Source organism: Elioraea tepidiphila DSM 17972 (assembly GCF_000378465.1).
Classification (GTDB): domain Bacteria; phylum Pseudomonadota; class Alphaproteobacteria; order Acetobacterales; family Acetobacteraceae; genus Elioraea; species Elioraea tepidiphila.
This window is the reverse complement of the sequence record NZ_KB899928.1, coordinates 91,703-99,830: the sequence shown is the minus strand read 5'-3', so window position 1 is coordinate 99,830 and position 8,128 is coordinate 91,703. Positions and strand designations below refer to the sequence as shown.

Below are 8,128 nucleotides of genomic sequence, written 5' to 3'. Positions count from 1 at the left end.
CAGCTACGATAATGCGCTCGCCGAGACGATCCACGGCCTCTACAAGGCCGAGGTGATCCATCGGCGCGGGCCGTGGCGGAGCTTCGAGGCCGTCGAGTTCGCGACGCTGACCTGGGTCGACCGGTTCAACCATCGCCGGCTGCTGGAGCCCATCGGCAATATCCCGCCAGCCGAAGCCGAGGAACGCTACTACGCCATGCTTGACGACCAGAAACTGGCCGCGTGACTCAAACCAAACAGCCTCCAGCAAAACCGGAGCGGTTCAAGCGGCCATCCGGCCTCGCGTCTCTCGGGTCCACATCCCGAGCTTGATTCATCCCCCGCCGCGTCGCGCCAAGCCATTCTCAAACGGTCACTAAGTGGGGCGTTACCGGCTACCGCGGAGCACACACCTTCGGTACCTACTCGCGCTTTGGCAACGTCGGCACCTACTCGGGAACAACCACTCTAATGCCGCAGCACGGGATCACCGGCTACACGACGGGCGTAACTTCCGAGCGCGTGTTCACGAGGCGCGCCATCCTTCTCGTTTTCCGCCCGGCACCTGGTCCCAATCCTGTGCCGGTGTTCGAGGCGCGAGCCGTATCGGAAGGATCGTGCGGCATGCTCTCTGCGGTGGCCCCCAGCTTCGTCGCAGCGCTTTTCGAGAAGTTTCCGTCGGGCGGAAGCGGTGTGGTCGAGAAGGAGATGAAGGGCCGGTGCTGATCGACCGACTGCCGCAGCGGCTGACCCCGCATGTGCAGGTGTTCTCCGGATGTATTCGGCCCTGACGCCGCCCGGAACCGGCGTGCGGGCCGCCGGCGCTGAGGAGAAGGCGCGCCGGCCGCCTCCCAAGCCGGCGCGCCCCCGCCTCAGCCCTGCTTCGGCGCCTGCACCGCGACGAAGGCGTGACGACCCTCGCGCAGGATCCGCGCCGCAACGGAAGAGCCAGGCTCCTTCAGCGCCTCGCGCAAGGCGCTCGCCGCCGGCTCCGCATCGGCCACGTCCCGGCTGCCGACGCCCTGGATCACGTCGCCCTCGCGCAGACCGGTCTCGGAAGTGGGGCTGTCGGGGCGGACCTCCGCGACCACCGCGCCGGGTGTGCCCGGCGCGAGCTTCAACGCCTCGCGCGCCTCGTCCGTCATCGGCGCGAGGGCCGCGCCGACCCGGCCGCGCTCCTGCTGCTGCCCGGCCTCCGCAACAGCAGGACGGTCGCGCAGCTCGGCGAGCGTCACGTTCAGCTCGCGCGTCTCGCCCTCGCGGCGGACCTTCACCGGCACCGCTCTGCCCGGCCCGGCCTCGGCGATCACACGCGCCAGATCGCGCGGCGACCCGATCACCGCCGCGCCCACCGAGGTCACCACGTCGCCCGCGCGCAGGCCGGCTCTGGCAGCAGGGCTGTCCGGCTCCACCGCCGAGACCAGCGCACCGGTCTCGCGATCGAGCGTCATCGCCTTGCCTCGTCAGTGTGTCATGCGCCGGATGGCCAGGCCCAGCGCCTCACGCCGCGCGCCGGCGCACGACCTCCCGGTGGAGGATGTAGAGCCCGGACGCGATCAGGATCGCCACCCCCGCCAGCATGGTCGGGGCCGGCTGCTCATCCCAGATCAACAGTCCAACGAGCGTCGTCCAGAGGATGCCGGTGTACTCGAAGGGGGCGACGATGCTCGCCTCGCCGCGCCGATACGCTTCCGTCATCAGCAGTTGCGCCAGCGTGCTGACCAGCCCCACTCCGACCAGGGCGGCGAGTTCCAGCGGCCCAGGCGTCACCCAGGCGAACATGGTGAGCGTGCCCGCCAGCACCGTGCCGCCGATCGAGAACCAGGCGACGATCACCACGCTGCTCTCGCCGACCTCGCCCATGCGGCGGATCGCGATCATCGCCACCGCCCAGCACACCGCGCCGGACACCACGATCAAGGCCGGTCCGAGCGGCACCGCCCCGGCACCTGGGCGCAGGATCAGCAGCACGCCAAGGAAGCCGACGATCACCGCGCTCCAGCGCCGGATCCCGACCTTCTCGCCAAGCAGCGGGATCGACAGCGCGGTGAGGAACAGCGGCATGGTGAAGCCGAGCGCCGTGACCTCCGCGAGCGGCAAGGTCGCGTAGCCATAGAAGGCCGTGAACATGCCGCCGAAACCCGCGAGCGTGCGCAGCACATGCCAGCCCGGCCTGCGCGTCGCCAGCACCTTCAGCCCGCCTTCGCGCCGGATCATCGGGCTCAGCGCGATCAGCGACACGACCGAGCGGAAGAACACGATCTGGATCGTCGGGATCGCGGGGGCGACCCATTTCACCAGCGCCGCCGCCACGGCGAAGGTCGCGGCGGCCGCCACCACCGCGGCGATCGCGCGGCCGCGTCGCCGCCGGAGCGCGGCATCCTCTGACTCTTCGGCGGGCTGGGTCACGGCGGCGGGCGATTCCTCCCCGTCACCCTAGCCCGCCCCCCTTGGCCGGGCCAGCGCACAGCGGATAGGGTCGGAGGCCATGGCCGAACTCGGCATTCCCCACCATCCCGGCGTCACGATCGAGGCGATCGAAACCGTCTGGCGCGGCCGCACGGCGCTGCAACGCATCCGCTTCACCTTCCAGGGCTTCGGCGGACAGCGGATCGGCCCTGCCACCTGGGAGGTGCTGCGCCGCGGCCGCGCCGTGGCCGTCCTGCCCTACGACCCGGTCGCCGACACCGTGGTGCTGATCGAGCAGTTCCGCCTGCCCGCGCTCGCCGCCGGCATGGCGCCGGTGCTGATCGAGGCCGCGGCCGGGCTGGTCGATGACGACGAGCGCGAGGAGGAGGCCGCGCGGCGCGAGACCGAGGAGGAAACCGGCCTTGCGCTGCGCGCGCTCGAACCGGCGGGCCGGTTCCTGCTCACCCCCGGTGTCGCCGACGAGACGATCGCGGTGTTCATCGGCCGCGTCACCGCGCCTGAGGCCGGCCCCGACGGCGTGGCCGGCCATGCCGGGCTCGACCACGAGCACGAGGACATCCGGGTGCTGGTCGTGCCGGCGCTCGCCGCCTTCGCCTGGCTGGACGAAGGGCGGATCGTCAATGCCACCACCGCGATCGCACTCTACGCGCTCCAGGCGAAGCGCGCGGCGCTGCGGCAACGCTGGGCCTGACGCCGATCGCCTCGGCCGGGCCGCCATGCACGGGGCCGTATGGAAGCCGGACGGCGACCCCGGTAGGGTCGAGCGCCGTGACGAGACGAGGACATTCCCGGGCATGACCACCGAGCCGCTGTTCCGCGACGATGCCTATGCGCGCGAGACCACCGCGCGCGTCGTCTCGGCGGGCGCGGAGGGGGTCGTGCTGGACCGCACCGTGTTCTACGCCGCCTCCGGTGGCCAGCCGGGCGACACCGGCCGGATCCTGCGCGCGGACGGCCGCGCGCTCGCTGTCACCGACACGGTGAAGGGCGCGGAGGGGGCGATCCTCCACCGCCTCGCCGAGGGCGCCGCGCCACCCGCTCCCGGCGAGACCGTCACCGCCGTGATCGACTGGGACCGGCGCCACCGGCTGATGCGCATGCACACGGCGATGCACCTGCTGTGCAGCCTGATCCCCGGCGCGGCGGTCACCGGCGGCGCCATCGGCGACGGCAAGGGGCGGCTCGACTTCGACCTGCCCGAAGCACCGCCCAAGGAAGCGCTGAACGAGGGCCTCGCGGCGCTGATCGCCGCCGACCATCCCGTCACCACCGAGTGGATCACCGAGCAGGAGCTGGATGCGAATCCCGGCCTGGTGCGGACGCTGTCGGTGAAGCCGCCGCGCGGCGCCGGCCGCGTACGCCTGGTGCGGATCGGCGCCGGCGACCCGCCGGTCGATCTCCAGCCCTGCGGCGGCACGCATGTGCGCGGCACGGGCGAGATCGGCCGCATCACGGTCGGCAAGGTCGAGAACAAGGGGCGGCAGAACCGCCGCATCGCACTCGCGCTGGAGGCATGACGATGGATGACCGAGGCTACGCGAACCCCGAGGCGCTCGTCTCGGTCGAGGAACTCTCCGCCATCCTCGGCTCGCCCGAGCTCGCGGTGATCGACATCACCAAATACCTGCCGAACGAGGACAAGGACGGGTTCGCCGAGTACCGACGCGCGCATATTCCCGGCGCGCGCTATCTCGACATCGATGCGGTCGCCGACCGCTCGACGCCCCTGCCGCACATGCTGCCCCCGCCCGCGGAGTTCGCCGCCGCGATGGAGAGCCTGGGTATCTCCAACGCGACCCGCGTCGTGTTCTACGACCAGAAGGGGATGAGCTCGGCTGCGCGCGGCTGGTGGATGATGCGCGCCTTCGGCCATGACCGCGCAGCGGTGCTGGACGGCGGTCTGCCCGCCTGGATCGCCGCCGGCCATCCGACCGAGGCGGGAGAGCCGCCGCCCGCGGCCGCGTCCGCCTACGCGCCGGCGTTCCGTCCGTGGCTGGTGAAGGACATCCGCGCCGTGCTCGGCAATGTCGCCGAGCCGCACGCGGTGCTGGTCGATGCCCGGCCCGCCGCGCGCTTCCGGGGCGAGGCGCCCGAGCCGCGGCCGGGCATGCGCGGCGGGCGTGTTCCCGGCAGCACCAATCTGCCGCACCTGACGCTCCTTCAAGCCAACGCCACGTTCCGACCCGCGGCCGAGCTGCGCGCGCTGCTGAAGGAGGCCGGCGTCGACGGCTCCCGCCCCGCCATCGCCTCCTGCGGCTCGGGTGTCACGGCCTGCGCCATCGCCTTCGCCGCCCATCTCGTCGGCCTGCCCGACATCGCGGTCTATGACGGATCGTGGACGGAATGGGGCGGACGCGACGACACCCCCGTGGTCACCGGTTGAACGAAAGAGAACGATACATGCCCGACGACGCGCGCCACGCCGGCGCTCCGCACGGCTTCCGCACCCGCATGAGCCATGCCGGCCGCGCCGGCACCAAGGCGCACGGCTTCGTCAATCCGCCGGTGCATCGCGGCTCGACGGTGCTCTATGCGCGCTGCGCCGACCGCGTCGCGGCGGCCTCGAAACGCTTCGATCAGGCGCTGACCTACGGCACCCAGGGCGGGCCGAACCACCACGCGCTCGAGGACGTCATCTGCGAGATCGAGGGGGGCAGCCGCTGCCAGATCGTCGGCACCGGGCTCGCCGCCGTGACCGTGCCGCTGCTCGCGTATCTCGGCGTCGGCGATCACCTGCTGCTGCCCGACAGCGTCTATGGTCCCGCGCGCGCCTTCGCCGACACCCAGCTCAGCCGCATGGGAGTCGAGACGACCTACTACGATCCCTGCGTCGACGAGGCGGGGATGGCGTCTCTGATCCGCCCGAACACCAAGGTGGTCTATACCGAGAGCCCGGGCAGCCACACCTTCGAGGTGCAAGACATCCCGGCGATCGCGCGTGCCGCCCATGCGCGCGGCTGCAAGGTGCTGATGGACAACACCTGGGGCATCCATCACTTCCAGCCGTTCCGGCACGGCGTCGATGTCTCGATCCAGGCGCTGACGAAGTATGTCGTCGGGCACTCCGACGTGCTGCTCGGCAGCATCACCGTGAACAGCCCCGAGGACTGGACCACGATCCGCTCGACCGCGCTCGCGCACGGACATTACGCAAGCCCTGACGATTGCTGGCTCGCGCTCCGCGGTGTGCGCACCATGCCGGTGCGGCTCGCGGCGCAGCAGGAGGCCGGACTCAGGGTGGCGCGCTGGTTCGCCGCACGCCCCGAGGTGTTGCGCGTGCTGCACCCCGCCCTGCCCGGCGCACCCGGGCATGAGCTCTGGAAGCGCGACTTCACCGGTGCATGCAGCCTGTTCGGCGTGGTGTTCCGCCCGGACTATTCCGTCGAGGCGACGCATGCCTTCGTCGATGCGTTGAGCCTGTTCGGCATCGGCGCGTCCTGGGGCGGCTATGAGAGCCTCGCCCTGCCGACCACCGGCTTCGTGAAGCGCACGGCGACGGCCGGCGATCTCGGCGGTCCGGCGGTGCGGTTCCACATCGGTCTCGAGGATGTCGAGGATCTGATCGCGGATCTGGAGCGCGGCATGGCGGCCCTTGCCGGCTACCGCGAGGAGGCATCCAAGTAGCGCCGGCGTCAGCCGCAGTCGCGGCAGACGCCCTCCACCTCCACGGTCATCCGGCCCGGCGCGAAGCCCGCACGCGACGCGGCATTCGCGAGCGCGGACCGCACGGACTCGTCCTCCAGCTCCTGCACCCGGCCGCACTTGCCGCAGATCAGGAACTGCACGGTGTGCGCGTGGTCGTGGTCGTCATGGTCGTGCGGCGCGGTCGCGCTGTGACAGCCGATGAAGGCGTTCAGCCGCTCGACCTTGTGCACGAAGCCACGCTCCAGCAGGAACTCGAGCGCGCGGTAGACCGTCGGCGGCGCGGCTCCGGTGCGGCTCTCCTTCAGCCGATCGAGCAGCGCATAGGCGCCGATCGGCTGGTCGCTCTCCAGCACCAGCCCGAGCACCTGGCGACGCAGCGGCGTGAGCCGCGCGCCATGCGCCGCGCAGGCGGCATCGGCGGCGTCCAGCATCGCCTCCACCCGCTTCGGGAACCTGCCCTGCCCGCTCGGCATCGCCCGGTCGGTTACTCCGCGCTTCATGCGTTATAAGGTAACAGACTGACGCCAGGAGGTCAGCCCACGTGGCCGAACCCTACACGCCGCCACCCGAGGCCGCCCGCATCGCGCTGATCGAGGCGATCCGCTTCGACGAGCGCGGCCTCGTTCCCGCGATCGCCCAGGACGCCACGACGCACGAGGTGCTGATGATGGCCTGGATGAACCGCGAGGCGGTCGCCGAGACGCTCGCCACCGGCCGTGTTTGCTACTTCTCGCGCAGCCGCGGCGCGCTCTGGCGCAAGGGCGAAAGCTCGGGCCAGACTCAGGCGCTGGTCGATCTGCGCGTCGATTGCGACGGCGACACCGTGTTGCTGCTCGTGCACCAGCACGGCGTCGCCTGCCATACCGGACGCCAAAGCTGCTTCTTCACCGCGATCCGTGACGGTCAGGTGACGACGATCCTTGCGCCGAAGATCGATCCGGCGTCGCTCTACGGCGGACGCCACGCATGAGCGGCATTCCCGTCACCGTGCTGACCGGCTTCCTCGGCGCAGGCAAGACCACGCTGCTGAACCGCTTGCTGCGCCGGCCCGAACTCGCGCGCACCGCCGTGCTGATCAACGAGTTCGGCGAGATCGGGCTCGATCACCTGCTGGTGGAGCGCGTCGAGGGGGATGTCGTGCTGCTCTCCTCGGGCTGCCTCTGCTGCACCGTGCGCGGCGAGCTGGTCGAGAGCCTGAACCGGCTCGCCGTGCAGCGCATTGCGGGCGCGCTCGACTTCGATCGCGTGGTGATCGAGACGACCGGGCTCGCCGACCCCGCGCCGATCCTGCATACGCTGATGGGCGATCCCGGCGTGCTGCGCCACTACCGGCTGGACGGGATCGTGACCGTGGTCGATGCCGTGAACGGGTCCGCCACGCTGGATGCGCAGCCGGAGAGCGTGAAGCAGATCGCGGTCGCGGACCGCCTGGTGCTGAGCAAGAGCGATCTCGCCGCGGCGGAGGTGGTGGAGGCGCTCCGCGCCCGGCTTGCGCGTCTCAACCCCGCAGCACCGCTGATCATCGCCGAGATGGGGGATGTCGATCCCGCGCTGCTGTTTCACGCCGGGCTGTTCGATCCCGCGCGCAAGATCCCCGATGTCGCAGCGTGGCTCAATGCAGAAGCTTACGAGCACCCCCACCACGATCACGACCATGATGACCATGGGCATGACCACCCTCACGCGCACGGGCAGGATCCGCACGACGTCAACCGGCACGATGCCCGCATCCGCGCCTTCTGCCTGACCTTCGAGCAGCCGCTGCACTGGCAGGCGGTGGCGACCTGGCTGGAGATGCTGATCGTCACCCGCGGCGAGTCTCTGTTGCGCGTGAAGGGCGTGCTCGATGTGGTCGGCCAGGACCGGCCGATCGCGATCCACGGCGTGCAGCATCTGTTCCATCCGCCCGCGCCCCTGCCCGCCTGGCCCGAGGGCGAGCCGCGCCGCTCGCGCCTCGTCTTCATCGTGCGCGATCTCGACCGGGCCGTGATCGAGGAGGGCCTGCGCGCCTTCCAGCACGCGAGTGCGCAGGAGCAGGCCATACGCGCCTCCTGAGCGTTGCGGGCGCGGCCGT

The 8,128-nt window shown here is 71.0% G+C and carries 10 protein-coding genes; 7 read left to right on the top strand and 3 right to left on the bottom strand.

Annotation, left to right across the window (positions count from 1 at the left end):
• Positions 1–226: integrase core domain-containing protein (locus F563_RS0114985; RefSeq protein ID WP_019015498.1), on the top strand; the 226-nt coding region annotated here is incomplete at its 5' end.
• 625 nt (positions 227–851) lie between these two features.
• On the opposite strand, the gene F563_RS22775 is transcribed toward F563_RS0114985, so the two are convergent.
• Positions 852–1,430, bottom strand: coding sequence for a PDZ domain-containing protein (locus F563_RS22775; protein WP_019015496.1), 579 nt, complete (start codon positions 1,428–1,430; stop codon positions 852–854).
• 49 nt (positions 1,431–1,479) lie between these two features.
• A complete protein-coding gene (locus tag F563_RS0114970; RefSeq protein WP_019015495.1) occupies positions 1,480–2,388 on the bottom strand; it encodes a DMT family transporter in 909 nt (302 codons plus the stop codon).
• Between the two features lie 79 nt (positions 2,389–2,467).
• Between F563_RS0114970 and F563_RS0114965 the strand changes: the two genes are divergently transcribed.
• From F563_RS0114965 to metC, 4 genes are all read left to right on the top strand, one after another.
• Entirely contained in the window at positions 2,468–3,100 is a 633-nt protein-coding gene (locus F563_RS0114965; protein WP_019015494.1) for an NUDIX domain-containing protein, read from the top strand.
• Positions 3,101–3,203: 103 nt separating this feature from the next.
• The gene (locus tag F563_RS0114960; protein ID WP_019015493.1) at positions 3,204–3,926 is read left to right on the top strand and encodes an alanyl-tRNA editing protein; all 723 of its coding nucleotides are present in this window, start codon (positions 3,204–3,206) and stop codon (positions 3,924–3,926) included.
• Positions 3,927–3,928: 2 nt separating this feature from the next.
• On the top strand, positions 3,929–4,792 hold the full coding sequence (sseA, locus tag F563_RS0114955; protein WP_035575364.1) for a 3-mercaptopyruvate sulfurtransferase: 864 nt from the start codon (positions 3,929–3,931) through the stop codon (positions 4,790–4,792).
• A gap of 17 nt (positions 4,793–4,809) precedes the next feature.
• Positions 4,810–6,033, top strand: a complete 1,224-nt coding sequence (gene metC, locus F563_RS0114950; RefSeq protein ID WP_019015491.1) for a cystathionine beta-lyase — start codon at positions 4,810–4,812, stop codon at positions 6,031–6,033.
• A gap of 8 nt (positions 6,034–6,041) precedes the next feature.
• Here the strand turns inward: metC and F563_RS0114945 are convergent, their stop codons facing one another.
• Positions 6,042–6,554 carry a transcriptional repressor gene (locus tag F563_RS0114945; RefSeq protein ID WP_245557142.1) on the bottom strand — a complete coding sequence of 171 codons (513 nt, stop codon included), beginning with the start codon at positions 6,552–6,554 and terminating at the stop codon, positions 6,042–6,044.
• 41 nt (positions 6,555–6,595) lie between these two features.
• Between F563_RS0114945 and hisI the strand changes: the two genes are divergently transcribed.
• Positions 6,596–7,024: a phosphoribosyl-AMP cyclohydrolase gene (hisI, locus tag F563_RS0114940; protein ID WP_019015489.1), complete on the top strand. Its 429-nt coding sequence runs from the start codon at positions 6,596–6,598 to the stop codon at positions 7,022–7,024.
• The gene (locus tag F563_RS0114935; protein WP_019015488.1) at positions 7,021–8,109 is read left to right on the top strand and encodes a CobW family GTP-binding protein; all 1,089 of its coding nucleotides are present in this window, start codon (positions 7,021–7,023) and stop codon (positions 8,107–8,109) included. The genes hisI and F563_RS0114935 overlap by 4 nt, the downstream gene beginning before the upstream one ends.
• The last annotated feature ends 19 nt before the right edge of the window (positions 8,110–8,128 follow it).

What these genes read in the sequence shown, in the direction of transcription:
- F563_RS22775 (WP_019015496.1), bottom strand. Translation starts at nt 1,430, where the DNA reads ATGACGCTCGATCGCGAGACCGGTGCGCTGGTCTCGGCGGTGGAGCCG.
- metC (WP_019015491.1), top strand. Translation starts at nt 4,810, where the DNA reads ATGCCCGACGACGCGCGCCACGCCGGCGCTCCGCACGGCTTCCGCACC.
- F563_RS0114965 (WP_019015494.1), top strand. Translation starts at nt 2,468, where the DNA reads ATGGCCGAACTCGGCATTCCCCACCATCCCGGCGTCACGATCGAGGCG.
- F563_RS0114960 (WP_019015493.1), top strand. Translation starts at nt 3,204, where the DNA reads ATGACCACCGAGCCGCTGTTCCGCGACGATGCCTATGCGCGCGAGACC.
- F563_RS0114945 (WP_245557142.1), bottom strand. Translation starts at nt 6,554, where the DNA reads ATGAAGCGCGGAGTAACCGACCGGGCGATGCCGAGCGGGCAGGGCAGG.
- sseA (WP_035575364.1), top strand. Translation starts at nt 3,929, where the DNA reads ATGGATGACCGAGGCTACGCGAACCCCGAGGCGCTCGTCTCGGTCGAG.
- F563_RS0114935 (WP_019015488.1), top strand. Translation starts at nt 7,021, where the DNA reads ATGAGCGGCATTCCCGTCACCGTGCTGACCGGCTTCCTCGGCGCAGGC.